We start from the raw sequence: 23,018 nt of genomic DNA, 5'->3' as shown, positions 1-23,018 counted from the left end.
GGCATCCGAGTGGAGTATTGATGGGAGCCCTAAGGTATGGGAAAATCGATGAAAACTGAGATGGTCGCGCTGGTTGCTGCGCCATTCATCGGAGTCATGTCCAGCAGCGCGGCTGTTGCCGAGGCTCAGGTCTGTACAGTCAACACAGCGCGCAGCGCCGCGAATAGCGGTGACTATGGATCGCTTTGCGACTGCTCACATGTCACGCCCGGTTTTATCAAACATCTGCAAAAACGCTCGGACCTGCCGGATATCTTGCAGAACACGTCAGCGCTATGCCCAGGGCTAACCAATTTGCTTGTCGATCTTCCAACGGCGTCGATCACCGGCGCATCGACTGGAGAGGATCGCAGCAGTGATCCGAATTTAAGGTCTGCCGTAGCTGAAAAAGATGAAGACACAGGACCAAATGCAGGCGGAGGCACGGGAGCTGGCGAAGGAGATACGCCTGGAAACGGCGGGGGCGAACCCGGAGATGGAGGAGACAACCCTGGCGATGGAGGCAGCAACCCCGGTGATGGCGGTGACAAGCCCGGCAAGGGTGGCGACAAACCCGGTAAGGGCGGTGGCAAAGGTGGCCATGGCGGTGATAAGCCCGGAAAGGGCGGGGCCAAAGGCAACAACGGTGGTGGGAATGGCTCAGAAGGTGCCAGCCCCGGGCGTGGAAAGAATGCCAACAACGACGAAGGCTGATTGAAGGGGCTGTCCTTCTCCAATACGAAGAAAGGCGGCCTGCGTGCCGCCTTCTTCAACAAGAAATCAGTGCAAATCCATGCAGAGACTTGGCACCAACAAGTGCGGATGTGTCAGCTGACGCTTTCTTCTTCAAGGTGCAGCTTCATCTCGATGAGCACCTGCTGCAGCATGCTGGTCTCTTTCAGCAAGCGCTTTGCCTCGTTGACGGTGATGATGCCATCTTCGATTGCGGTCTGATATTCGGTCATCAGCATCGCAAAGCGTTGGCTTAATGCAATGACGTCAGAATTCACGCCACCGGTACGAGGGCCTTCTGAATTCCGACCGTTATAAGACAGGGTGATACCCTGCAAATCGGCCAGTGCCGAGGTGACATGCGGGTAAGCTGCGGCGTTTTCCAACTGCGCAACAGCATCCACAGGCATGAAGCGGTCAACGTGTTCGGCATTGTCTGAATAATATCTTCCCAGGGTGGCTTTGGATTTACCAGTGATCTCGCACGCGGCTTCGATCCCGACATCCTTTACCAATGCCTCGGTATGCTTTTTCAGATAGGCCCCGATATCTGCCATGTTGCTACCCTTGTTACCTGCGTTCCTGTCCCCCGCCTGTCCGTGCCGGGGGAAAGGGTGGGGAAATTTCCCATATTCGAGTCATAATTGAAATGCCATAAATTGACTATCCCTCAGATATGCAGGGATTTTGTGAGTGAGTGGCGGCCGTTCGTGCCGGTAAAGAGTGATTGCAGGGCAATATTACCGCTTTGCAAAGTAAATAGGCCAACTATAGGCCGAAGACGCCGCTGTTGCGGGCGCGAGGTTATCCATCCCCAAGAGCAACTGCTCGGCCTCTGCTGCTGTAATGGCGGCGTCGCTTTCGCCGTACATGAGACCGCTTGCCCAGACCGATCAGGCGAATTAGACCCACGGCATGGCAAAGCTCTATTTCAACTATTCGACCATGAACGCGGGCAAATCGACCGTGTTACTGCAGGCCTCGCACAACTACCGTGAACGCGGTATGGATACCTATCTTATGACCGCTGCCATCGATGGGCGCGCGGGTGAGGGGCAGATCGCCTCGCGAATCGGAATTTCCGAACAGGCGGATAAATTTCACCCCGCCGACGATGTGTTTGCCATGATCGAAAACCGTCTGAAACAGGGGCAGATTGCCTGCGTGTTCATTGATGAGGCCCAGTTTCTGTCGGAAGAACAGGTCTGGCAGCTTGCGCGTGCTGTAGACGACCTGAAGGTTCCGGTGCTGACATACGGATTGCGGGTGGATTTTCAGGGCAAGCTCTTTCCGGGATCTGCCACACTTCTGGCATTAGCTGACGAGATGCGCGAAGTGCGAACCATCTGCGAATGCGGCCGCAAGGCGACCATGGTGATTCGTCAGGATGAGAACGGGAACGCCATCACCGAAGGGGCCCAAGTCCAGATCGGCGGGAACGAGACCTATGTTTCGCTCTGCCGCAAACACTGGCGCGAGGTTGTCGGCGACTAGACCGGGTTGGGCAAGGCTCGCCCGGCAACAAATGCCGCCACATTGTCCAGCGCCATATGGCCCATATCGGTGCGCACCTCTTCCGTTGCCGTACCCAGATGCGGCAACAGCGTCACATTCTGCATCTCACGCAAAGTAAGTGGAACTTCGGGTTCGAATTCGTAAACGTCCAATCCGGCACCAGCGATCTGCCCTTCTCGCAAAGCAGCAATTAACGCTGTCTCATCTATGACTTCACCGCGTGCGATGTTGACCAGAAATCCATCGGGTTTCATCGCCTCCAGCACTTCGGCGTTAACCAGATGGCGCGTTTCAGTCCCGCCGGGAACGGCTAATACAAGAAAATCTACAGACGCCGCCAATGCGTCGAGATTGGGAAAGTACTCAGTTGGGAAATCCACCTGCTTTGGGCTACGCGATTGATACGCGACGCTCATGCCAAATCCAAAATGACAGCGTTGAGCAATCGCCTGCCCAATCCGCCCCATACCCACGATACCCACCTTCTTACCGCTTACATGATGGCCCAGCATTTGCGTCGGGTGCCATCCTTCCCAGCCGCCTGATCTAACCAGACGCTCCCCCTCACCCGCACGGCGCGCGGTAGCCAACAGCAGAGTCATGGCAATGTCTGCCGTGGCATCTGTAACAGCGCCGGGCGTGTTGGTTACCGAAAGGCCTGCTGTCCGCGCAGCGTCCACATCAATATGATTGTAGCCAACGCCGAAATTTGCCAGCAGTTTACAGCGTGGCTCAGACGTTTGGGCAAACACCTGTGCCGAAAACTGATCTCCGAGCGTGGGGATAACGACATCAAATTCGGTCAGCGCGCGCACCATCTCGTCTTGTGTTAGAGGCGAGGTCGCCTCACGAATTTCGACGTCGAACTCTGCTCGGGCGCGGGCTTCGACAGCCTCAGTCATTGGGCGGGCAATCAGCAATTTCATTAGTGCATCCGCCCCCCGGTAGGAACCTCTCCGTCCGGCCCGATCAGGACGATCTCTCCGTTTTCGTCCGGAAGACCCAGCACCAGAACCTCGGACATGAACTTGCCGATCTGACGCGGCGGGAAGTTCACAACAGCCATCACTTGCTTGCCCACCAGAGTCAACGGGTCGTAATGGGCGGTGATCTGGGCAGACGTCTTGCGCTCACCTATCTCATCACCAAAGTCGATCCACATCTTGATCGCGGGCTTGCGAGCCTCTGGATATGGTTCAGCACGGACGACCTCGCCAACACGAATGTCGACTTTGAGAAATTCGTCAAATGTGATCTCACTCACGAGACAGCTCCTTGGATCGGTTGGTTGCGGCTTTGACGGCACGATGCAGCAGGTCTGGGAACCCTTCCTCTTCGTGCATAAGCACCTCAAGCGCTGCCTGCGTGGTGCCATTGGGCGAGGTTACATTGACCCGCAATTGCGAGGGATGCTCATCTGCGGCCATCGCCAACGCCCCTGCCCCGGCTACGGTTGATTTGGCCAACTTCATCGCCAGCTCAGGCGGCAAGCCATGTGCTTCACCTGCTTGTGCCAGCGTTTCAATTAAGTGGAAAACATAGGCCGGACCTGAGCCACTAACGCCAGTGACGGCATCCATCTGCGTCTCATCATCAAGGCGCACCGTTTCGCCAATCGCCGAAAGCAATCCCTCGGCCAATACAATATCGGCATCCGAGGCTTCCGAATTACCAATCAGCGCCGTAATCCCCTGCCGAACCGCTGCAGGTGTGTTTGGCATTGCTCGGATGATGGGTGTGTCCGCACCCAGAACGTTTTCGAAAGTGGCCAAAGATGTGCCGGCAGCGACCGAAATGAACAGACTATCGCCACCGCCCAGCGCCTGAATGGCAGGCAAAGCCTCACCCATCATTTGCGGCTTAACGGCCACCAAAACCACCGCGGGGGATTCGGGAAGGGGCGTGTTTATGTTGACGCCCTGCGCCTTCAGCCAGTCAGAGGGATAAGGATCGATCACCCAAACCGATGCTGCGGGCAGGCCATGTTCCAACCAACCCGCAAGCATCGCTGAACCCATCTTGCCGCATCCCAGAAGCACCAACCCCTGTTCGGCAACGCGTGAGATATTCATGATTGCCCCTCCCCTATGGTTTGGGGCAAAGCTTTACGCGCGGCCGTAAGCCTCTGCAATGGCGACTTGCATTGCCTCTTCGGGATCACGGTTGCCCCAGGTCACCAGTTGGATCGCGGGGTAGTAGCGCTCGGCGCTCAGTACCGCTGCGGTGATCATGGTATCGATTTGTTCCGGGCTGGCGGTCTGACCACCGGCCAGTACCAAGCCATAGCGATAGACCATCAATTTTTGATTGGCCCAGTAGGTAAACGCCCCGGCCCAACACTGATCATTCATCTTGTTCAGCAGTTCATAAAGCTCGGTTTCACGCTCGGCTGGAGGCTCCATCTCGAACGAACACACCATGCGCAGCGTTTCGTCGTAATTCGACCAGGCCAGTGTGATCGAGTATGTGCGCCACTGTCCTTCAACAGCCATGGCAATCTGATCATCCCCGATCCGGTCAAAATCCCAGTCGTGATGTTCTGCAAGATGTTCAACAATGTCGATCGGATGAAGGTCTTCTTCGAGATACTGCTCGGAAAGGGCCATAATGCCACCTCACTAATCTCTAGCAATTTGGGGCTGGCAGCGCCCCAGCGCTAGTTGCCTGCTCTACAAGCCGGGCTTCCCCAGTCTGTCTGTACTAAATATGGTGCGACGCACGCCGGGTTCTGGCAACCCTAATTATTGGGGATAACAGCAATAAGTTGTGGACAGTTGGCAACGCCGATCAAAATATTGGCGTCTCACGCAGCTTTGTCTTGATTATTTTCTGCAAGGCGGCATCATACACAACACCGCACAATCCAAGTCTGGATTGCGCGGCTGATCATCTTTGCCTGAAATTTGCGATTCAGTCGGACTTACTTGTCCAGCTTCGCTTCAAGTGCGGCAATACGCTGTTCAAGCGCGGCATTTTCTTCGCGCGCTTTTTGCGCCATGGCCCGCACGGCATCAAACTCTTCCCGGGTGACAAAGTCGCGATCAGCCAGCCAGCGATCCATCATCGACTTCATCGCATTTTCAGCTTCTTCCCGCGCCCCTTGCGCCACGCCCATGGCGTTGGTCATGAGTTGAGACATATCGTCCAGAATCTTGTTACGGGTTTGCATGGGCTTTCTCCGATTTCACGATTGCTCTCTATATGGGTAAAGAATGGCCCGGGCTCAAGGTTGACTTGCCCCGTAAACCCCGGGCAATGAGACGCACATGCAGGCTGTACTGAATTTTCCCGATCTGTCACCCGACGTTTTCTCGATCTCTGTGTTCGGGATGGAGTTTGCGCTGCGCTGGTATGCGCTGGCCTATATCGTTGGCATTCTGATTGCTTGGCGCGTGGCGCTGATGGCGCTGCGGCGACCTGGGCTTTGGACAGACGAGACACCCCCGATGCGTCCCGACCAGCTTGAGGATTTGGTCACCTGGATCATTCTGGGTGTCATCCTCGGGGGCCGTTTGGGTTTCGTCCTTTTCTATCAGCCCGCCTACTACCTATCGCACCCGCTGGAAATCCTGATGGTCTGGCAAGGCGGCATGGCGTTTCATGGCGGCCTGCTGGGCGTGATCATCGCCAGCTATCTGTACGGTAAGCGCAACAAGATTCCGCTTCTCTCGCTAGCCGATCTGGTCGCCCACACGGTGCCACCCGGGTTACTGCTGGGGCGGCTCGCGAATTTCAGCAATGCCGAACTTTGGGGGCGGCCCAGTGAGCTGCCATGGGCGGTGATCTTTCCCGGCAGCGCGGCACAGGATTGTCCCGGCGTTGTGGCCGGAATGTGCGCCCGCCATCCTTCGCAGCTGTATGAAGCAGCACTTGAGGGGCTGCTTCTTGGTGCACTCCTGATCTGGTTGGCCTATCGGCGTGGCGCGTTTCAGAAACCCGGTCTGATTATGGGCGTGTTTCTTGCAGGCTACGGCGCTTCGCGGTTCCTGGTCGAGTTCTTTCGCCAGCCGGACGCCCAATTTATCACACCCGGCAACCCGCTGGGGCTTGCATGGCATGTGGGTGGGTACGGCTTGACCATGGGGCAGCTTTTATCATTGCCGATGATTGCACTTGGCCTTTGGTTTGCGCTGCGGGCGCGGCGTAGATCATGAATCTGAAGGATCTTCTGCTCCTCCGCATTCAAAATGATGGCCCCATGACCGTCGCCGACTACATGACCGAATGCCTGATGCATCCCGAGCATGGCTATTACGCGACCCGCGACCCGCTGGGCGCCCAAGGTGATTTCATCACTGCTCCGGAAATCAGCCAAATGTTCGGCGAGTTGATCGGTTTGTGTCTAGCGCAATGCTGGCTTGATCAGGGCAAACCCGAACGCGTCGCACTGGCAGAGCTTGGCCCCGGTCGTGGCACGCTAATGGCAGACATCTTGCGCGCGACAAAAGGTGTTCCCGGATTTCATAACGCGATCGAGGTTATGCTGTTCGAGGCCTCTCCGGTCTTGCGCAGCATCCAGTCCAAAACCCTGCAGAGCTATAAACCCCAATGGGTCGAGGCCATTTCTGATCTACCTGATCTTCCGCTGTATCTGGTGGCAAACGAATTCTTCGATGCTCTTCCCGTACGTCAGTTCCTGCGTGACGGCGAAGGTTGGCGCGAGCGATTGGTCGGGGGTGACGGCACTTCACTTGCATTCGGACTTGGCGCGCAGACCCCTCAGGCTGCACTGAACGAACGATTACAGGATACACAGGATGGCGATCTGGTCGAGTTATGCGCTGCTGCATCCTCCATTCTGAGCAGCGTCGCGGGGCAGATTTCACGGAATGGCGGGGCTGGGCTCATCATCGATTATGGCGACTGGCGATCTCTTGGAGACACTTTGCAAGCCTTGCAGACACATAAAACAGTCGACCCATTGAACCAACCCGGCCAGGCTGACCTGACAGCGCATGTCGACTTTGAGGCATTGGCGATTGCGGCGCGCGCTGCGGGCTGTGTCCATTCAAGGTTGACACCGCAAGGGGTGTTTCTTGAACGACTAGGGATCACCGCGCGTGCTCAATCTCTTGCTGCCCGGCTCAGCGGGTCACAGCTTGAGGCGCTGATATCCGCACATCGACGGTTGACGCACCCGGATGAAATGGGAAACCTATTCAAAGTACTGGGCCTATATCCGCAACACGCTGCACCGCCACCGGGACTGGAACCATGACATTGGAAATCCTCACATCTGATATTCTGTCCCCTGTACGACACGGGTTCTTCAGTCGTCGTGGCGGCGCCTCGTCCGGTATTTATGCCGGTCTCAATTGCGGAACCGGATCGACTGATCTGGCCGAGGCCGTAGCCTTGAATCGTTGGCGCGTTGCCCAGGCCATGGAAGTCACCCCAGAGGGCTTGATCGGCGTGCATCAGGTGCATTCTCCGACCGTAATCACCGTGGACGGACCAATTAATGGCGAGAAGCCCAAAGCAGACGCAGTTGTTACGGCGACGCCAGGCCTCGCCCTGACGATATTGACGGCGGATTGCCAGCCAGTTCTATTGGCTGATTCTGACGCGAAAGTGATCGGTGCGGCGCACGCGGGTTGGCGCGGAGCGTTAGACGGCGTTCTAGAGGCAACTCTTGATGCGATGGAGGGATTGGGGGCCACACGGGCAAACACTGCAGCGGTTATTGGTCCAACCATTTCACAACGTGCATACGAAGTTGGCCCGGAATTTCTGGACAGCTTTGTCGCTGACTCATCGGAAAACACGCGTTTCTTCGCAAATGGCGAAGGCGACCGCCTGCACTTTGACTTACCCGCGTTTGGCCTGCACCGTTTGCGTCAGGCCGGTGTTGGACAAGCTGAATGGATTAAGCACTGCACGTATTCTGACCCTGATAGATTTTATTCCTATCGGCGTTCAACCCACGCCAATGAGGTCGATTACGGCAGGTTGATTTCAGCGATCAGGCTGTAGATCTAGCCCGAATTAAGGCAACTTCGCCCAGATTCTGCCACATTTATTGTGTTTATCTGTCACAGAATCGTCTCAAATTTTCACCAATGCTCAGACGGTTACCCGAAATTGGGGCAACTGAGCGTTGGCGTACGTAGCCAAGAGGTAACTAAAACCTTCTTATTGTCCTGAATTCATCCCGGATCAGCCTTATCGGTGCCGCAAAGCCGCATCACATTTGGTCGACATACAGGAACCGGGCGTTTCGCCCCAACGAAGCAGGATGATGAATATGAGAATGAAATCGCGCTTTCTGAATGCCGTGCTTACGGCCATTAAGGATCAGGAACCAGAAATGCCCTGGAAGCGGGTTTCTAGTCACTCTGTCAGAGTCGCGCGCCGCCTGGCGGCCAGACGCTGACAAGCAACCCCATGGGACCAGCTGCCGGTCTCAACGGGCAAGCCACATACCGGGTAATGCTCCGGTTCGGTATGTGGGGTCGCGATCGAGATTGCGACCATGTTTCGGAGCGTGTGCGTGCGGGCAATTGAAGCCTGCAGTTTACGAGTTTGTCTGGGGGGTCATGAAATTGACCATGAACATTGGTGTTTACTTTTCGCGGCGCTGCGCACGTGCAGCATCGACCGGTGTTTATCCCTTTGATTAAAGACAAAGAACATTGCCGTTTGGCGCAGTTGCACGGGGGTTCAAAATGCCCGGACGGTATTTAGAGGAGACGGAATATATGGCTATTCCAAATTCTCTGGCACAAGCTGCCAGAAACGCGGTCGAGACGTCAGCGCTGTTGCGCGATGTGCCTGGGCCGTCAACAAAACCTAAGGCCCAACTTCGAAGGTACGAAGTTTCTTGCCTGCTGGAAAATGGGGATGTTTCACAGACAAGGCATATCGCACCGGCCTTACCGATGTTCGAAGATGCGTTTTGCGCCTTTACACGTGGCTCGTTGGTCGAGACAACGCATGGTCCAATGGCCATTGAAGACCTGATGCCCGGTGATGATGTTCTTACTCAGGACGGATCATCCGAAACGGTGCTTTGGAAGGGGTCTGTAACACTAATCCCGGGGCGCGAAGATTCGCGTGGACGGACCCGTCCGCTGACCCGAATTATGGCCGACACCTTTGGAATGCAGAAACCAATGTCGGGCGTTATCGCTGGTCCCGCAGCACGCCTGCTCGCGACACCAGCGCATATGCGCCATTTGCATGCCGGCCAACCTATGCTGACACCCGTGAATGAGTTCCAAGACGGTACGAGCGTAATTGAAACACTACCGCCGACTCCGGTCGAGTTGTTCCATATCTGCGTCGCGCGACATTCGGTCATCCGGGTTGATGGTCTGCAATTCGAAACCTACCATCCCGGCGTTAACGCCGTACGGATGATCAGCCACTCTTTGCGATCGATCTATCTGAATCTATTCTCACATATCGAATCACTGAACGATTTTGGCCCATTGCTCTTGCCAAGGGCCGGAGATGGTGAAATTGACGCCTTAACAGCGTGAAATGGTTAACGATTACTGCAAGTGTAGAGGCATCATGCAGATATTAGTAATTTGGGCACTATCCCTGGCTGTGGCAGCGGTGCTGTCACCATGCGCGGTGGATCAATCTGGCATCAGGGTCAGGCCGTCTGGTTCATCCGGTCTTCCAGTACGTCAAATGGTACGCCTGGCTCGTCTTTTGCGCCTCGGATAACGAGCGAGGTTTTCACGCTGGCAACGTTTGGCGTCGTTAGCAACTCGCCCGTAAGAAATTGCTGAAAACTGCTGAGATCCGGTGCAACGCATTTCAGGATGAAATCCACTTCGCCGTTCAGCATGTGGCATTCACGGACTAAAGGCCATTCGCGGCAACGGTCTTCAAAGGCACTGAGTTCGGATTCAGCCTGGCTTTCCAACCCGACCATCGCAAAAACCTGCACCTCGAATCCAAGTTCGCGGGCGTTCACATCCGCATGGTAACCATGGATATAGCCCGAATCCTCCAATGTCCGCACCCGTCGCAGACAGGGTGGAGCCGATATTCCAACGCGTTTGGCAAGTTCAACATTGGTCATTCGGCCGTCGGCCTGCAGCTCCGCAAGAATCTTGCGGTCGATTTCATCCAATCGGGTCGCGACCATCGAATGCTCCTAAATTTTTCCGGTTGTTATATCAGCAGCCCCGGTGGGCGCAATAATATTTCACGACTGAGCAATTTTCGTTATCTCAAATGTATGTTCGCCCGATCATCCTGTCATCAGTCGCATCACGAGCTTGCAATATGAAAGGGCTTTAAGCTCTGCGTTGTGGTCGCTATATCGATCCGGATTGGAAAATTGCCCTAAAAGGCAGATCGAGTGGGGATACCATGGCTGAAACACGACACACAAAGGTTTTGATCATCGGATCGGGACCGGCCGGATACACTGCTGGCGTCTATGCAAGCCGCGCCATGCTGGAGCCGATTCTGGTGCAGGGGATCGAGCCTGGAGGGCAACTGACCACTACTACCGAAGTCGAGAACTGGCCCGGTGACACCGAGGTGCAAGGGCCGGATCTGATGGTGCGGATGCAGGATCACGCCAAGGCCATGGGATGCGAGGTCATCGGTGACATCATCAACGATCTGGACCTCAGCCAGCGCCCCTTCACGGCCAAGGGTGACAGCGGCACAGTTTATACTGCCGATGCAGTAATCCTGGCCACAGGCGCGAGGGCCAAATGGCTCGGCCTGCCATCCGAGGAAAAATTCAAAGGCTTTGGCGTCTCGGCCTGTGCCACCTGTGACGGTTTCTTCTATCGTGGGCAGGAAATTGTGGTAATCGGAGGTGGGAACACCGCGGTGGAAGAGTCGCTGTTCCTGACCAATTTTGCCAGCAAAGTCACGCTGATCCACCGCCGCGATGAGCTGCGCGCCGAGAAGATTCTGCAGGACCGGCTGCTCAAGAACGAAAAGATCGAGCCGCTGTGGTTCCATGAATTGGACGAGGTCGTTGGCACCGATGCTCCGCTGGGCGTCGAAGGCGTCAAGGTCAAGAACGTCAAAACCGGAGAGATCACCGAAATCCCGTGCAAAGGCGTGTTTGTCGCTATCGGTCACGCCCCGGCGAATGAACTGGTTAAAGACACCTTGGAAACCCACATGGGGGGCTACGTCATTACCAAACCGGGCACGACCGAGACCTCGGTTCCGGGCGTCTTCGCAGCCGGGGACTTGACCGATCATGTGTATCGTCAGGCTGTAACGAGCGCTGGCATGGGTTGCATGGCTGCGCTGGACGCCGAGCGGTTCCTGGCGGAGAACGACTAGAATGATCACAGAGTTCTCCGGCCCGGTCTGGAGAATTCTGTTCCGCAGCCAATTGGGCATCCCATTGGCACCTGCCCGCGCACCCGAAGGCCGGTTTCATCATTCCGGCCAATTCGCCCTGTATGCTTCACTAAGCGCAGAAGGAGCTGGGATCGCCATACGGCGTTATGTCTCGCCATGCGATCCACCGCGTGTAATTCAACAGTTTCAGGTTTCCGCAGCGCATTTGATGGACTTGCGGGGGCGCGCCGATGTCTCGATTGTCTGGCAAGACCTGCGGGACAACGGCACCCCTTCCCCAACTTGGCGATTTTCGGATGAAGCACGCGCAGTTGGCGCGGACGGGCTGTTGTACAGTTCGCGTTCGCGGACCGAACTTAGCCATCTCGTGTTGTTCAGTACTGGGGTCAATTTGATACAGCCGGCTAGCACGCCTAACGATTGGCGTCCCGAAAGGTAACCTTGACCGGCGCACACCGCCGTATCAGGATCGTTTCAAGCAACGCGACGAACAGGTAAGCTTTTGGATAACGCACTTTGGCGCGGCGGATGGATGAGCCGGCTCAGAATCGCAAGCGGCCTCGTGCTGTTTGTCTTTGCGTTCTTTCACTTCATCAATATCGGCCTCGGTCTGTTTCACACCGACCTGCTGCACGGGATGCAGGGCGGGCGCAAAGCTGTCAACCGCCATGAGATCGGCAGCATCGTGATATATGGCGCATTGCTGATGCACATGGGTCTCGCGCTGGTCTCGCTTGCGCAGCGCCGTACGCTCAGGATGCCTTTCAGCGTCGCGCTTCAGGTTATTCTTGGCCTGTTGATCCCGCTGCAGCTAGTCTCTCATCTGGTCCAGACCCGCTATGCGCATGAGATTTTCGGGGTGAATGATGAAATGGGGTACATCATCATCCTGATGTGGCCCAGCACCGCGATCTGGTTCCAAAGCCTATTGCTGCTGCTGGTGTGGATTCACGGGTGTATCGGGCTGCATATGTGGCTGCGGCTGACCACATGGTGGCGCGCGCTGGTTCCATATCTGATCGGCATCGCCGTCTTTGTACCGGGCTTTGCCTTCGCCGGTCTTCTTACCGAGGGGCGGCGTATCTGGGCCGATTTTGCTGACCCCGATCTGCGAGAACAGTATATCGAACACTATAACTGGCCCTCGCAAGACGAGTTTCAGGCCCTGTTTGCAGTCAAAGATTATGCGCAGTGGGTATTCTGGGCCGCGCTGGCGCTGACCGGAATGGTCTATCTCGGGCGCAAGCTTTGGCGGCGGCGGCATTCGGTGAGGGTACGCTATGTCAACGGTCCCGAAGTCGTGTCAGAAAAAGGCATGACCCTTTTGGAGATGTCGCGCGCAAACGGCATTCCCCATACTGCGCTATGCGGTGGCAAGGGGCGCTGCACGACCTGTCGTGTTGTGGTTGAAGAAGGCGCCGATCAGTTGCACCCGCCTACCGAAGTCGAAGCCCGCAGTCTGAAAGCCGTCAGCGCGCCCAAAGGTACCCGCCTTGCCTGTCAGATGCGGCCGACCGACCCGCTCACCGTGTTTCGCGTTTTTCGCCCGGACGGTGCGCGCGATCGTGCGCATGCCAGTCAGGGGCAAGAGCGGCAATTGGCAGTTTTGTTTCTGGACATGCGCGGATTCACCGCCCGCACGACCGGGCAATTGCCGTATGACATCGTGTTTCTGTTGAATCGTTTCTTCGACGCAATCGTTCCCGCGATCACCGCGCAGGGCGGAGTGGTTGATAAATATATGGGCGACGGTCTGTTGGCGATGTTCGAAACAGCCAATGCCGCAAGTTCAGCAAGTGCCGGTCTAAGGGCGGCGGCTGGGATCGGGCGGGCATTGGAGCGTTTCAATCAACAGCTTGAAGCAGAAGGCAGCCAGCCCGTACGTATTGGCATGGGCCTGCATCTTGGTGATCTTGTATTGGGCGAAATTGGTGCCGCGAAACACGCGCCGCGCACCATCATAGGAGACGCGGTAAATGTTGCCAGCCGACTAGAGGCCGAAACCAAAGCGCTGGGGGTCGAACTTCTTGTATCGGACAAGGTTCTGGACGCGGCGGGGTTGCAATGTGATCCGCGCGATCTGCGGGAATTCAGCCTGCGGGGTGTCTCTGAACCTGTCCCCGCCCTGCCCGTCAGACACGCAGCCTACCTTGAATCGCAAACCACGCCCCTGGAACAGATTGCCTGAGAATGCGCCTAATGTCTTTGAGCAGCGGGATTTTTTCAATAACCTGAAACAAAAAAACAGAAAATCGTTCCATTTCGGGAAAAAACCGCGCATATCCTCCTTTGTTTCTACCGGTCTATGGACATCGCACCGAGGTCGGGGCAAATGCCTCACTAACACCTCTGTAACAACAGAAAACTACACTGCGATAAGAGATTTCCTATGACGATGCTAAGCAATCTGGCCCCGATCCCTGAATTATACGTTTCTTACGAATCCGCACAAAAACTGAAGGTCGAAGCAGCCGACCTAACCAGTTGGGACCTAAGCCCCCGACAGATCTGCGACTTGGAACTGCTTATGAATGGCGGGTTCAACCCGCTCAAAGGTTTCCTGAGCGAAGCCGACTACGACAACGTGGTCGAAAACATGCGCCTGGCCAATGGGACGCTGTGGCCAATGCCGATCACGCTGGACGTTGATGAGGAATTTGCGGCGGCCATCGAACTGGGTCAGGACATTGCCCTGCGTGATCAGGAAGGCGTCATTCTGGGCACCATGACAGTGACCGACCGCTGGACGCCGGACAAGGCACGCGAGGCCGAGAAGGTCTTTGGTGCGGATGATGATGCCCATCCGGCGGTGAACTACCTGCACAACGTGGCAGGCAAGGTTTATTTGGGTGGCCCTATCACTGGCATCCAGCAGCCAGTTCACTATGACTTCAAAGCCCGTCGCGACACGCCAAACGAATTGCGGGCGTACTTCCGCAAAGTTGGCTGGCGTCGGATCGTCGCGTTCCAAACACGCAACCCTTTGCACCGTGCGCATCAGGAATTGACCTTCCGCGCGGCGAAAGAGGCACAGGCCAACTTGCTGATCCATCCCGTGGTTGGCATGACCAAACCGGGTGACGTGGATCATTTCACCCGCGTGCGTTGCTACGAAGCCGTGCTGGACAAATATCCGGCCTCAACAACCTCGATGTCGCTACTGAACCTTGCGATGCGCATGGCTGGCCCGCGCGAGGCAGTCTGGCACGGGTTGATCCGCGCAAATCACGGTTGCACCCATTTCATCGTTGGTCGCGACCACGCCGGTCCGGGCAAAAACTCGGCTGGTGAAGATTTCTATGGCCCCTACGACGCGCAGGACCTGTTCCGAAAATATCAGGACGAGATCGGCGTCGAGATGGTCGACTTCAAACATATGGTTTACGTGCAGGAACGCGCCCAATACGAGCCGAATGACGAGATTCTGGACAAGGACAACGTCACGATCCTGAACATCTCGGGCACGGAACTGCGCCGACGTTTGCGCGAAGGGCTGGAGATTCCGGAATGGTTTTCGTTTCCCGAAGTTGTACAGGAATTGCGCAATCGTTTCCCGCCGCGGTCTCAACAGGGTTTCACAGTGTTCTTCACGGGCTTCTCGGGCTCAGGCAAATCCACAATTGCCAATGCTTTGATGGTCAAACTGATGGAGACCGGGGACCGTCCTGTCACCCTGCTTGACGGGGATATCGTGCGAAAGAACCTGTCCTCTGAGCTGGGCTTCTCAAAAGAGCACCGCGACCTGAACATCCGCCGCATCGGTTATGTGGCCAGCGAGATCACCAAAAACGGCGGTATCGCCATCTGTGCGCCGATTGCACCTTATGCCACCACCCGGCGCGCCGTGCGCGAAGAGATCGAACAATTCGGTGCGTTCTGCGAGGTACATGTGGCCACCAGCATTGAGGAATGCGAGCGCCGCGATCGTAAAGGCCTTTATAAACTCGCACGGGAGGGGAAAATCAAGGAATTTACAGGAATTTCTGACCCTTACGATGTACCTGAAAACCCTGAGCTTAGCGTCGAGACCGAGAATGTCGAAGTCGATAACTGCGCCCATCAGGTTCTGCTGAAACTGGAAAGCATGGGATTGATCGCTGCCGGTTGAGCACCTCGTAAAAGTCACGGCAGCCTCCGTCATTCGGAGGCTGCCACATTCGTCTGAAACACCCCACGTTGCCTGATCTGGTGAAAACCGAATATAGATTGAGCAATCGAATGATCGGGTGTGGTCAGGTCACTGAATGGCGCAGCCTCTGCCAACTATCGCCGGCTTCTGGTACGGTTCGAATTTATCCTGGATCGAGGCGCTTTGCATCCAATCCTATCTCGATAACGGTCACGAGTTCGTTCTATACACCGCCGAACAGATCGATGGTGTACCAGACGGTGCCGTAATTCGCCCTGCATCTGACATACTCTGGCCTGCTCCGTTCGATCTTGAGAATAACGACAGACATCGGATCGCAGTTTTCTCAGACATCTTCCGGCTGCATCTGATGCGGAAAACCAGTTCTATCTGGGTTGATATGGACGCGTACTGCGTCAGGCCATTTGAGTTCGAAGGCCCTTATGTCTTTGGATCCACTTCCTCTGGATCACTTCCCAACGAGGTTCTCCGGCTGCCGAGTGAGTCACAGGCACTGACGCAGATGTTGGAATTTGTGGCGGCCGAAAACCCAACTCAACCATGGCGTGGACCACGCTTGCACCGAAAGAACCGCGATCGTTCCATGCGTGGAGAAACATGGGGGATCGAGACGCTGCCCTGGGGATGTTCCGACCCCAAGGCGCTGACTCATTTCATGAACAAGACGGGTGAGGATCGCCAAGCAAAACCGCCAGATGCGTTTTATCCACTTGAACGGCAAGAGCTTTGGAAACTGCACGCCCCGAACATCGCGCTGACAAAGTTTGAGGGTGAGCGGACCTATTCAGTTCATATCTACGGCCATCAAAAGAAATGGCTCGCAAGTCAAAATGCAGGCCTGCCGCAGAGAGGGTCATATCTGGAAAGGATCTGCGAAAGGCATTCGATTGATCCGGCTTCGCGACCAATCATTCAGGCAGATTGGATGAAGCAGTAAGCTGCGACAGACCCAATGCGCTATGACACCCCGTCAGGCAGGTCCACCTGCCCACGCATCAGCACATGGCCGCGCCCGGCAACTTTGATTCCAGTCATGGCTTGGGAGGGCCCAACCTTCGTAACGCGCGCCTGGCCGGGCCGCCCCATATCGTGCCCCTGCTCAGCGATAAAACAGTCCTTCTTCATCAAATCATATTTCCACAGATAGGCCGCCATCGCGCCAGTCGCCGAACCCGTAAACGGGTCTTCAGAAGGACTTGGCGGCGCCATCAAAAGGCGCGAAAATGTATCACCTTCCGCCGTTGCGCCATCGAGCGTGACCAGAAACGGCTCGGCCATGTCGGACCCCGAGAATCCAGCCCTTTCAGCAATTCTTCCAAGCGAATCCACGTCAAGCTTAGCCGCACGCAGCGCTGCGTGATCGCGCAAAACCGTGATGCAGAACGGCAGCCCGGTCGAAACGAATTGAGGTGGAGAGACAATTGCAGCCTCAGGCAACCCGATAGCAGCAGCAACCAATTCGGCCGGCACCTGATCACCAAATTGCGGAGCGACCTGCGTCATCTCAATTTCATCGCCATTAAGATCGATCGATACGATCCCTGCCCCGGTTTCCAGCGTCAGCGCGTCGCCTTCGAACAGGTCACGCGAACGCATTGCCGCAACGGTTGCGATTGTCGGATGCCCAGCAAACGGGATTTCCCGGCTGGCAAGAAAATATCGGACTCGGACGTCGGCAACATCTGATGGCCCTGTGAAGGTGCATTCAACCAATGAGGTTTCGCGCACGTAAGACATGCAAACCTCATCCGTCAGGCTGGCCCCGCCATGCACGACTGAGCAGCCGTTACCGCCAAAGGCCCGATCACTAAATGCGTCCACCCAGTCAAAATCATACCAGCTCATGATGCACACTCCTGCTTTGCCGACTGCGGCAAGATCACCGTAGTCGAGGCAAATGTCACGTCATTTCAGCAGAGTGCGGAGCCGGTTCAGTGAACGGCCACGGGCGAAAGATCATGCTCCCGTGCAAGCACAAAGGCCAGTTTGCGGTCGGCCACCAAAGCCAGTTGCTGACCATCGGAATCGTGAACCGCATAAAGCTGATCCAAGTCGCCTGCCTGCTCGCGCACGTCGCGCGGCAAATCGGCCACATCGACCGCCTTCACATAGACAATCCGGTTGCCTTCGGTGTTTATCTCAATCGGTGTGTTCATTGCTCTTACCCCTTCTTGATGTTGATTGTCTGAACCACGGTTTCTGGCACGGCGCGGGTCAGATCCACATGCAGCAGACCGTTCTCCATGATCGCCTCGCCCACTTCGACACCATCTGCCAGCACAAACATTCGCTGGAATTGACGGGCCGCGATGCCGCGATGCAGGAAAATGCGCCCTTCACTGTCGTCGCGTTGACGGCCCCGGATCACCAGTTGGCGATCTTCGATGGTAATCGACAGGTCCTCTTCCGCGAAACCGGCCACTGCCAGTGTGATGCGATAGGAAAAATCCGAGGTCTGTTCGATATTATAGGGCGGGTACCCTTCATTTCCGGCCTTTGCAGACCGTTCCAGAAGGCGTTCCAACTGCTCGAACCCCAAAAGATGCGGGTATGAGCCTAAGGTAAGTTTCGACACGTATTTTCGTCCTTCTTTGTCAAAGCGACGTTTTGTGCGGCCCCGTTCTGGCAACCGCGTATTATAGAATATGGGAAGATACAGGGATGTCCACAAGGTCTGGCCGGATAAAGCCTGACACACTATCTTGTGTGTAAAGCACCACATGAGCTACTGAGTCGCCAATGAACGCGCCCACCGATCTTTCGATGAAAACCGATGAAGTCCTGCGTGTTGAGTTGGAGGTTTTTCGCCGCCAGCACCGCGATCTGGACGAGGCAATTGAAGCTCTGCAGGCCAAGGGAACCTCGGACCAGCTGACGATCAAACGACTGAAAAAGCAGAAACTGCGCCTGAAAGACATTATTCGTCTGATCGAAGACCGTTTAACCCCAGATATCATCGCCTGAAGCGCGTGTACCGCATTGCCACATAAGTGGATTTGGCTATAGTGCGCGCTCTTTCCGAAGGCAGGGGCACAGTAGCTATGAGCGATGTGAAAGTAGGGATCATCATGGGCAGCCAGTCCGACTGGCCCACGATGAAAGAGGCCGCCGACATTCTGGATGAATTGGGTATCGCATATGAGGCACGCATCGTCTCGGCTCATCGCACGCCAGACCGTCTTTGGGACTATGGAAAATCCGCTGTTTCGCGCGGCTTAAACGTGATTATCGCAGGTGCGGGCGGCGCAGCGCATTTGCCCGGCATGATGGCGTCAAAAACCCGCGTACCGGTGATTGGTGTGCCTGTGCAGACACGCGCACTGTCGGGCGTGGATTCGCTCTATTCGATCGTGCAGATGCCCAAAGGCTTTCCGGTGGCGACCATGGCGATCGGCTCGGCCGGTGGGGCCAATGCGGGGCTGATGGCTGCGGGAATACTAGCGCTACAGGATGCGGCACTGGCGGATCGGTTGGAGGCTTGGCGCGAGGCGCTCTCGGCCTCGATTCCCGAGGAACCGCAGGGATGAGCCGCATCGGCATCATCGGCACCGGCCACATCGCGGCGCCGATTGCACGATTAATGGCTTCAAAAGGTCATGAAATTTGTGTCACCGAGCGCAACGCGCAGGTTTCCGAGGCCTTGAAGGCAGAGCTTGGAGTCGGCGTCGGCACTCCGCAGGAGGTACTTGATGGCTCAGACATCGTGTTCCTCTGCCTGCGCCCACATATTGCAGAAGACGTTCTAAGCCCGCTGACCTTTCGCTCTGATCAGCAGATCGTATCTGTGATGGCTGCGGTGCCTCAGACCCAGCTTGCAACACTATGCGCTCCAGCATCAAATTTCGTGCAGACCATCCCGTTGGGATTTTTGCAGACCGGAGGATGCCCACTCGCCGCCTACGGCAATGATCGCTTGCTGGCCGAGTTATTTGAGCCAGAAAACCCCGTGGTAAAAGTCGCTGACGAGACGGCATTGAACGCCCATTTCGCAATCTGCGCCATGGTGCCAGGCCTACTGGATCTGATGGCAACCGGTGCAGGATGGCTGGCCGAGCAAACCGGCGACGAACACGGTGCCGAGTTCTACATCACTCAACTGATGTCAGGTTTCCTTGAAGCCACGCAGAAAGGGCAAGCGGGTCAATTGGCTACAGAGCGCGACGCACTTGCGACCGAAGGCACGCTAAGCCTTCAGATGACAGATACCTTGCAGTCCGAGGGCGCGCATGATGCTTTGCGCAGCGCTCTTACAGCGATTGGCAAACGATTGGAGACGTAACGATGGCAGATATGCTCCCGACCGGTGCAACGATCGGAATACTGGGCGGTGGCCAGCTGGGCCGTATGCTGTCGGTCGCCGCAGCACGACTGGGCTTCAAGGCTCATATCTTTGAACCAGGTACGAACCCGCCCGCCGGACAGGTGGCGGATCGTGTCACAACCGCTGCGTATGATGATGAGAACGCTCTCAAGGCCTTTGCGGAATCGGTAGACGTCATCACCTATGAATTCGAAAACATCCCCACTCAGGCGCTGGATCTGCTTGAAGCACATCGCCCAATCCGCCCCGGCCGTGAGGCGCTGCGGGTCAGTCAGGACCGGCTGACTGAGAAGACCTTTCTGCGAGGTCTGGGCCTTAAAACTGCGCCCTTTGCAGACATTACCGATCTGAACAGTCTGCAGGCTGCAATTGATGAAATCGGCACCCCTGCGATCCTGAAAACCCGCCGCTTTGGATATGACGGCAAAGGGCAAGCCCGCCTGCGTACACCCGACGACGCCGAGGCAGCTTTGGGTGATATGGCAGGTGCGCCGTCCATTCTGGAAGGGTTCGTGGAATTCAGCCATGAAGTGTCGGTTATCGCAGCGCGTGGCCTCGACGGTCAGGTCGCCTGTTTCGATCCCGGAGAGAACGTGCATCGTGACGGTATCCTGCATACGACCACAATCCCAGCACGCCTGTCTCCGGCGCAACGAACAGACGCTGTTTTACTCGCAGCCAATATCCTGAACGCGCTGGATTATGTTGGCGTGATGGGAGTTGAACTGTTCGTGACGCCTGAAGGCTTAATCGTGAACGAAATCGCGCCTCGGGTTCACAACTCGGGTCATTGGACGCAGAATGGTTGTGCCGTAGATCAGTTCGAGCAACATATTCGAGCAGTGACAGGTTGGCCACTGGGCGACGGGCAAAGGCACTCGGACGTTGTGATGGAGAACTTAATAGGTCACGACATGGACCGCGTGCCCGAGCTTGCGCGTGAGCGGGATATCGCGCTGCATCTCTACGGCAAGACCGACGTCAAGGTGGGCCGCAAGATGGGGCATTTCAATCGTATCGTGCGTTAGAAGTAATCGCGCTGTCGCTCGATGCCTCTGGCGGGGATATTTTTAGCCCGATGAAGCTGGGATCAGCTTAGAAACCGCGTAGCGACATCGCCGGACATGTAGCTGACGCGCCCACCTGACAAAGTGGCCGCAACACGTTGGGTTGCTGCATCCAATATTACAAGATCAGCGCGTTTTCCGGGCTGCAGTACTCCACGATCCTTGAGGCCCAGAACTTCTGCGGGACCCGAAGAAACCAAAGCCCAAGCATTTGTGAGATCCAGCAAACCGGATTTAACCAGCATCAACGCAGCACGGCGTGGGCTGGGGTAGTGGTAATCCGATGCCAGCGCATCACACAGACCCATTGTGATCAGGTCCAAAGCACTGGCATTCCCTTTATGCGAACCGCCACGAACGACGTTTGGCGAACCGAGAATGATGTGATCCCCACCCGCTCTGGCGGCTTCGGCGGCTTCAAGCGTTTCGGGGAATTCCGAGATCATGACACCGCGATCGCGCCAGACCGTACGATCCTGAGAAGTGGAGTCATCATGGCTGCCCAGTCGTATGCCTCGTTCTGTGAGTTTAACGCAAAGCCCATCCAACGCAGCTGGCACCTCGGTACTGCGTGCGTGCATTGATAGCAGCATATCAAAATGGGTTTCCGGATTACGCCCCGCCTTCAACGCCTGCCCCGTCAGACGCGGTGGTTTGCGCCCTTCCGCCAACCGATCATGAGGCAGATGATCGTTTAGGACCACGTAGGGGACCTGCCAGCTTTCAATGAGCTCTGGCAGCCCCTCATAGTCGTCCAGCATATGGGTTTCAAAGCGTAGCTGTGGGATCAGATCTGTCACCACATCATCACGGACCGCCGCGATGGCCTCGAAGACTTGCCCGGCAAATTCTGGTCCGCGCACGCCACCTTCCCAACTGTGAAACTGCGCCAGAACAGCGGTCGTAATTCCGTTTGCCGCCAATTCCGCCTCAACCGACAAAATGCCCTCTGCCATCTGCTTCATCGCGCCACGACGCGGTGCGATATGGCGTTCGAACCCGTCGCCATGCAGATCTATGATCCCGGGCAGAACAAAATAGCCCGACAAATCAATCTGCCTCCCTGCCCTGCCCGACTGTACAAGACCGTCTGCGATGGACAATTCACCGCTCGTAAGCCCATTCTCCGGCATCAGAACATCTGCGCCGGTCAATGTCAGTTCCAATGAGCTCATTGAGTGCGCTCCGATTCGGGTTCCGAGCAATCTTCGCCCAGACAGATCTGATCGATGATATCCATCACCCCATCAAGCCATGTGATCTGGGGATCAAACTGTCCGAATTCGATAAAATGCAGGGTCTGCGCCATGACGCGTGGGTTATTCATCATGAACGTATGGGTAACCGGCAGGACAATATGATCTGACATACCCTCAACCTTGGTAGTCTCAATTGAGACCTTGCCGTCATCGGGCCCGTCAATAAGAGACGAAAAAAGCGGATTTAAAGAATTCTCTCCCGCAATCACCCCCAGATCGAAGTCGACAGGCGGCAAGCGGCGCGGAATGCCCTCGGGGCCTGTTCCCAATGCCAGACCGGCGGGTCCATTCAGAAAACCGAACACCTCCCAAGCGCCAAGCTCATCTACCAGTTGGCTGCCTTGGTTCGGGGGGCCAAGCATAACGACGCGCCCAAGTTTCTCGGGTTCATTATCCTGCAACCAATACCGTAACAGAATGCCTCCCATCGAATGGGCCACGACGTTCACCGTGTCGTCACCACAGGCCTCGAAAGCATCGGGCAATGTCTGGTTGGCGAGCTCGGGTATCGGCAAATCTGTCGATGGGTAACCCGGCCTGATTACCGTATAGTCATGGGCATGGAAAAGCTGCTCCATGACGGTAAACGAAGCCTCGGTACGCGCAAGCCCGTGGAGCAGCACGACGCATTTCGCCTGTACCGCCAAGGGAGCAATAGTAAGAAAGATCGCTGCTACAAACTTCATACCCGCCAAATAAGACTT

The 23,018-nt window shown here is 56.1% G+C and carries 27 protein-coding genes; 15 read left to right on the top strand and 12 right to left on the bottom strand.

Features of this window, described 5'->3' with window-relative positions:
* The first annotated feature begins 48 nt into the window (after nucleotides 1-48).
* Nucleotides 49-693 carry a hypothetical protein gene (locus tag G7G_RS23705; protein WP_029621981.1) on the top strand — a complete coding sequence of 215 codons (645 nt, stop codon included), beginning with the start codon at nucleotides 49-51 and terminating at the stop codon, nucleotides 691-693.
* A 113-nt stretch (nucleotides 694-806) separates the two neighbouring features.
* On the opposite strand, the gene G7G_RS0112705 is transcribed toward G7G_RS23705, so the two are convergent.
* Entirely contained in the window at nucleotides 807-1,268 is a 462-nt protein-coding gene (locus G7G_RS0112705) for a hypothetical protein (RefSeq protein ID WP_010441808.1), read from the bottom strand.
* A 358-nt stretch (nucleotides 1,269-1,626) separates the two neighbouring features.
* Between G7G_RS0112705 and G7G_RS0112695 the strand changes: the two genes are divergently transcribed.
* Entirely contained in the window at nucleotides 1,627-2,205 is a 579-nt protein-coding gene (locus G7G_RS0112695) for a thymidine kinase (RefSeq protein WP_010441806.1), read from the top strand.
* On the opposite strand, the gene G7G_RS0112690 is transcribed toward G7G_RS0112695, so the two are convergent.
* The 5 genes from G7G_RS0112690 to G7G_RS0112670 all read right to left on the bottom strand — a co-directional run bounded on the left by G7G_RS0112690 (nucleotide 2,202) and on the right by G7G_RS0112670 (nucleotide 5,395).
* Nucleotides 2,202-3,152: a 2-hydroxyacid dehydrogenase gene (locus G7G_RS0112690; RefSeq protein WP_010441805.1), complete on the bottom strand. Its 951-nt coding sequence runs from the start codon at nucleotides 3,150-3,152 to the stop codon at nucleotides 2,202-2,204. The two genes, G7G_RS0112695 and G7G_RS0112690, sit on opposite strands and share 4 nt — an antisense overlap.
* Nucleotides 3,152-3,490, bottom strand: coding sequence for a tRNA-binding protein (locus G7G_RS0112685; protein WP_010441804.1), 339 nt, complete (start codon nucleotides 3,488-3,490; stop codon nucleotides 3,152-3,154). Before G7G_RS0112685 ends, G7G_RS0112690 begins: the two co-directional genes overlap by 1 nt.
* Nucleotides 3,483-4,298 carry a pyrroline-5-carboxylate reductase gene (proC, locus tag G7G_RS0112680; RefSeq protein WP_010441803.1) on the bottom strand — a complete coding sequence of 272 codons (816 nt, stop codon included), beginning with the start codon at nucleotides 4,296-4,298 and terminating at the stop codon, nucleotides 3,483-3,485. The genes G7G_RS0112685 and proC overlap by 8 nt, the downstream gene beginning before the upstream one ends.
* Nucleotides 4,299-4,331: 33 nt before the next feature.
* Complete coding sequence (locus G7G_RS0112675; RefSeq protein ID WP_010441802.1) at nucleotides 4,332-4,832, bottom strand: type III secretion system chaperone family protein; 501 nt, start codon at nucleotides 4,830-4,832, stop codon at nucleotides 4,332-4,334.
* A 314-nt stretch (nucleotides 4,833-5,146) separates the two neighbouring features.
* The gene (locus G7G_RS0112670; RefSeq protein WP_010441801.1) at nucleotides 5,147-5,395 is read right to left on the bottom strand and encodes an accessory factor UbiK family protein; all 249 of its coding nucleotides are present in this window, start codon (nucleotides 5,393-5,395) and stop codon (nucleotides 5,147-5,149) included.
* A 97-nt stretch (nucleotides 5,396-5,492) separates the two neighbouring features.
* Between G7G_RS0112670 and lgt the strand changes: the two genes are divergently transcribed.
* From lgt to G7G_RS0112650, 4 genes are all read left to right on the top strand, one after another.
* Nucleotides 5,493-6,380 (top strand): prolipoprotein diacylglyceryl transferase, encoded by an 888-nt coding sequence (gene lgt / locus G7G_RS0112665; RefSeq protein WP_010441800.1) that lies wholly within the window; start codon nucleotides 5,493-5,495, stop codon nucleotides 6,378-6,380.
* A complete protein-coding gene (locus G7G_RS0112660; RefSeq protein WP_010441799.1) occupies nucleotides 6,377-7,444 on the top strand; it encodes a class I SAM-dependent methyltransferase in 1,068 nt (355 codons plus the stop codon). The genes lgt and G7G_RS0112660 overlap by 4 nt, the downstream gene beginning before the upstream one ends.
* Complete coding sequence (pgeF, locus tag G7G_RS0112655; protein WP_010441798.1) at nucleotides 7,441-8,199, top strand: peptidoglycan editing factor PgeF; 759 nt, start codon at nucleotides 7,441-7,443, stop codon at nucleotides 8,197-8,199. Before G7G_RS0112660 ends, pgeF begins: the two co-directional genes overlap by 4 nt.
* Nucleotides 8,200-8,924: 725 nt before the next feature.
* Nucleotides 8,925-9,707, top strand: a complete 783-nt coding sequence (locus G7G_RS0112650; protein WP_010441797.1) for a Hint domain-containing protein — start codon at nucleotides 8,925-8,927, stop codon at nucleotides 9,705-9,707.
* Between the two features lie 119 nt (nucleotides 9,708-9,826).
* Here the strand turns inward: G7G_RS0112650 and G7G_RS0112645 are convergent, their stop codons facing one another.
* A complete protein-coding gene (locus G7G_RS0112645; protein WP_010441796.1) occupies nucleotides 9,827-10,327 on the bottom strand; it encodes an Lrp/AsnC family transcriptional regulator in 501 nt (166 codons plus the stop codon).
* A 227-nt stretch (nucleotides 10,328-10,554) separates the two neighbouring features.
* On the opposite strand from G7G_RS0112645, the gene trxB reads away from it, so the two are divergent.
* From trxB to G7G_RS0112620, 5 genes are all read left to right on the top strand, one after another.
* The gene (trxB, locus tag G7G_RS0112640; RefSeq protein WP_010441795.1) at nucleotides 10,555-11,496 is read left to right on the top strand and encodes a thioredoxin-disulfide reductase; all 942 of its coding nucleotides are present in this window, start codon (nucleotides 10,555-10,557) and stop codon (nucleotides 11,494-11,496) included.
* Between the two features lies 1 nt (nucleotide 11,497).
* Nucleotides 11,498-11,956 carry an RES family NAD+ phosphorylase gene (locus tag G7G_RS23005; RefSeq protein WP_010441794.1) on the top strand — a complete coding sequence of 153 codons (459 nt, stop codon included), beginning with the start codon at nucleotides 11,498-11,500 and terminating at the stop codon, nucleotides 11,954-11,956.
* Between the two features lie 93 nt (nucleotides 11,957-12,049).
* Entirely contained in the window at nucleotides 12,050-13,705 is a 1,656-nt protein-coding gene (locus tag G7G_RS0112630) for an adenylate/guanylate cyclase domain-containing protein (protein WP_010441793.1), read from the top strand.
* Between the two features lie 201 nt (nucleotides 13,706-13,906).
* On the top strand, nucleotides 13,907-15,625 hold the full coding sequence (locus G7G_RS0112625; protein WP_010441792.1) for a bifunctional sulfate adenylyltransferase/adenylylsulfate kinase: 1,719 nt from the start codon (nucleotides 13,907-13,909) through the stop codon (nucleotides 15,623-15,625).
* Nucleotides 15,626-15,761: 136 nt separating this feature from the next.
* Complete coding sequence (locus tag G7G_RS0112620; RefSeq protein WP_010441791.1) at nucleotides 15,762-16,604, top strand: glycosyltransferase family 32 protein; 843 nt, start codon at nucleotides 15,762-15,764, stop codon at nucleotides 16,602-16,604.
* A 20-nt stretch (nucleotides 16,605-16,624) separates the two neighbouring features.
* Here the strand turns inward: G7G_RS0112620 and G7G_RS0112615 are convergent, their stop codons facing one another.
* The 3 genes from G7G_RS0112615 to G7G_RS0112605 all read right to left on the bottom strand — a co-directional run bounded on the left by G7G_RS0112615 (nucleotide 16,625) and on the right by G7G_RS0112605 (nucleotide 18,242).
* Entirely contained in the window at nucleotides 16,625-17,512 is an 888-nt protein-coding gene (locus G7G_RS0112615; protein ID WP_010441790.1) for a PhzF family phenazine biosynthesis protein, read from the bottom strand.
* A gap of 86 nt (nucleotides 17,513-17,598) precedes the next feature.
* Entirely contained in the window at nucleotides 17,599-17,823 is a 225-nt protein-coding gene (locus tag G7G_RS0112610; protein ID WP_010441789.1) for a DUF1150 family protein, read from the bottom strand.
* A 5-nt stretch (nucleotides 17,824-17,828) separates the two neighbouring features.
* Nucleotides 17,829-18,242 (bottom strand): Hsp20 family protein, encoded by a 414-nt coding sequence (locus tag G7G_RS0112605; RefSeq protein WP_010441788.1) that lies wholly within the window; start codon nucleotides 18,240-18,242, stop codon nucleotides 17,829-17,831.
* 164 nt (nucleotides 18,243-18,406) lie between these two features.
* Here G7G_RS0112605 and G7G_RS0112600 point away from each other — a divergent pair, with 164 nt between their 5' ends.
* The 4 genes from G7G_RS0112600 to G7G_RS0112585 all read left to right on the top strand — a co-directional run bounded on the left by G7G_RS0112600 (nucleotide 18,407) and on the right by G7G_RS0112585 (nucleotide 21,016).
* Nucleotides 18,407-18,631: a YdcH family protein gene (locus tag G7G_RS0112600; protein ID WP_010441787.1), complete on the top strand. Its 225-nt coding sequence runs from the start codon at nucleotides 18,407-18,409 to the stop codon at nucleotides 18,629-18,631.
* A gap of 77 nt (nucleotides 18,632-18,708) precedes the next feature.
* Complete coding sequence (purE, locus tag G7G_RS0112595) at nucleotides 18,709-19,194, top strand: 5-(carboxyamino)imidazole ribonucleotide mutase (protein WP_010441786.1); 486 nt, start codon at nucleotides 18,709-18,711, stop codon at nucleotides 19,192-19,194.
* A complete protein-coding gene (locus tag G7G_RS0112590; RefSeq protein ID WP_010441785.1) occupies nucleotides 19,191-19,946 on the top strand; it encodes an NAD(P)-binding domain-containing protein in 756 nt (251 codons plus the stop codon). Before purE ends, G7G_RS0112590 begins: the two co-directional genes overlap by 4 nt.
* 2 nt (nucleotides 19,947-19,948) lie before the next feature.
* On the top strand, nucleotides 19,949-21,016 hold the full coding sequence (locus G7G_RS0112585; protein ID WP_010441784.1) for a 5-(carboxyamino)imidazole ribonucleotide synthase: 1,068 nt from the start codon (nucleotides 19,949-19,951) through the stop codon (nucleotides 21,014-21,016).
* Nucleotides 21,017-21,078: 62 nt separating this feature from the next.
* On the opposite strand, the gene G7G_RS0112580 is transcribed toward G7G_RS0112585, so the two are convergent.
* Together G7G_RS0112580 and G7G_RS0112575 are read right to left on the bottom strand one after the other, a co-directional pair.
* Entirely contained in the window at nucleotides 21,079-22,230 is a 1,152-nt protein-coding gene (locus tag G7G_RS0112580) for an alpha-D-ribose 1-methylphosphonate 5-triphosphate diphosphatase (protein ID WP_010441783.1), read from the bottom strand.
* Complete coding sequence (locus G7G_RS0112575; RefSeq protein WP_010441782.1) at nucleotides 22,227-23,000, bottom strand: alpha/beta hydrolase; 774 nt, start codon at nucleotides 22,998-23,000, stop codon at nucleotides 22,227-22,229. The genes G7G_RS0112580 and G7G_RS0112575 overlap by 4 nt, the downstream gene beginning before the upstream one ends.
* Between the last annotated feature and the right edge of the window lie 18 nt (nucleotides 23,001-23,018).

Origin of the sequence: Ruegeria conchae (genome assembly GCF_000192475.1) — a bacterium.
In the GTDB taxonomy this organism is placed as follows: Bacteria; Pseudomonadota; Alphaproteobacteria; order Rhodobacterales; family Rhodobacteraceae; genus Ruegeria; species Ruegeria conchae.
Note: the sequence above shows the minus strand (reverse complement) of the source record. Positions and strands in the feature narration are given on the sequence as shown.

Coding starts and splice junctions, on each gene's coding strand:
- G7G_RS23705 (WP_029621981.1), top strand. CDS start 49: ATGAAAACTGAGATGGTCGCGCTGGTTGCTGCGCCATTCATCGGAGTC.
- G7G_RS0112705 (WP_010441808.1), bottom strand. CDS start 1,268: ATGGCAGATATCGGGGCCTATCTGAAAAAGCATACCGAGGCATTGGTA.
- G7G_RS0112695 (WP_010441806.1), top strand. CDS start 1,627: ATGGCAAAGCTCTATTTCAACTATTCGACCATGAACGCGGGCAAATCG.
- G7G_RS0112690 (WP_010441805.1), bottom strand. CDS start 3,152: ATGAAATTGCTGATTGCCCGCCCAATGACTGAGGCTGTCGAAGCCCGC.
- proC (WP_010441803.1), bottom strand. CDS start 4,298: ATGAATATCTCACGCGTTGCCGAACAGGGGTTGGTGCTTCTGGGATGC.
- G7G_RS0112675 (WP_010441802.1), bottom strand. CDS start 4,832: ATGGCCCTTTCCGAGCAGTATCTCGAAGAAGACCTTCATCCGATCGAC.
- G7G_RS0112670 (WP_010441801.1), bottom strand. CDS start 5,395: ATGCAAACCCGTAACAAGATTCTGGACGATATGTCTCAACTCATGACC.
- lgt (WP_010441800.1), top strand. CDS start 5,493: ATGCAGGCTGTACTGAATTTTCCCGATCTGTCACCCGACGTTTTCTCG.
- G7G_RS0112660 (WP_010441799.1), top strand. CDS start 6,377: ATGAATCTGAAGGATCTTCTGCTCCTCCGCATTCAAAATGATGGCCCC.
- pgeF (WP_010441798.1), top strand. CDS start 7,441: ATGACATTGGAAATCCTCACATCTGATATTCTGTCCCCTGTACGACAC.
- G7G_RS0112650 (WP_010441797.1), top strand. CDS start 8,925: ATGGCTATTCCAAATTCTCTGGCACAAGCTGCCAGAAACGCGGTCGAG.
- G7G_RS0112645 (WP_010441796.1), bottom strand. CDS start 10,327: ATGGTCGCGACCCGATTGGATGAAATCGACCGCAAGATTCTTGCGGAG.
- trxB (WP_010441795.1), top strand. CDS start 10,555: ATGGCTGAAACACGACACACAAAGGTTTTGATCATCGGATCGGGACCG.
- G7G_RS23005 (WP_010441794.1), top strand. CDS start 11,498: ATGATCACAGAGTTCTCCGGCCCGGTCTGGAGAATTCTGTTCCGCAGC.
- G7G_RS0112630 (WP_010441793.1), top strand. CDS start 12,050: ATGAGCCGGCTCAGAATCGCAAGCGGCCTCGTGCTGTTTGTCTTTGCG.
- G7G_RS0112625 (WP_010441792.1), top strand. CDS start 13,907: ATGACGATGCTAAGCAATCTGGCCCCGATCCCTGAATTATACGTTTCT.
- G7G_RS0112620 (WP_010441791.1), top strand. CDS start 15,762: ATGGCGCAGCCTCTGCCAACTATCGCCGGCTTCTGGTACGGTTCGAAT.
- G7G_RS0112615 (WP_010441790.1), bottom strand. CDS start 17,512: ATGAGCTGGTATGATTTTGACTGGGTGGACGCATTTAGTGATCGGGCC.
- G7G_RS0112610 (WP_010441789.1), bottom strand. CDS start 17,823: ATGAACACACCGATTGAGATAAACACCGAAGGCAACCGGATTGTCTAT.
- G7G_RS0112600 (WP_010441787.1), top strand. CDS start 18,407: ATGAACGCGCCCACCGATCTTTCGATGAAAACCGATGAAGTCCTGCGT.
- purE (WP_010441786.1), top strand. CDS start 18,709: ATGAGCGATGTGAAAGTAGGGATCATCATGGGCAGCCAGTCCGACTGG.
- G7G_RS0112590 (WP_010441785.1), top strand. CDS start 19,191: ATGAGCCGCATCGGCATCATCGGCACCGGCCACATCGCGGCGCCGATT.
- G7G_RS0112585 (WP_010441784.1), top strand. CDS start 19,949: ATGGCAGATATGCTCCCGACCGGTGCAACGATCGGAATACTGGGCGGT.
- G7G_RS0112580 (WP_010441783.1), bottom strand. CDS start 22,230: ATGAGCTCATTGGAACTGACATTGACCGGCGCAGATGTTCTGATGCCG.
- G7G_RS0112575 (WP_010441782.1), bottom strand. CDS start 23,000: ATGAAGTTTGTAGCAGCGATCTTTCTTACTATTGCTCCCTTGGCGGTA.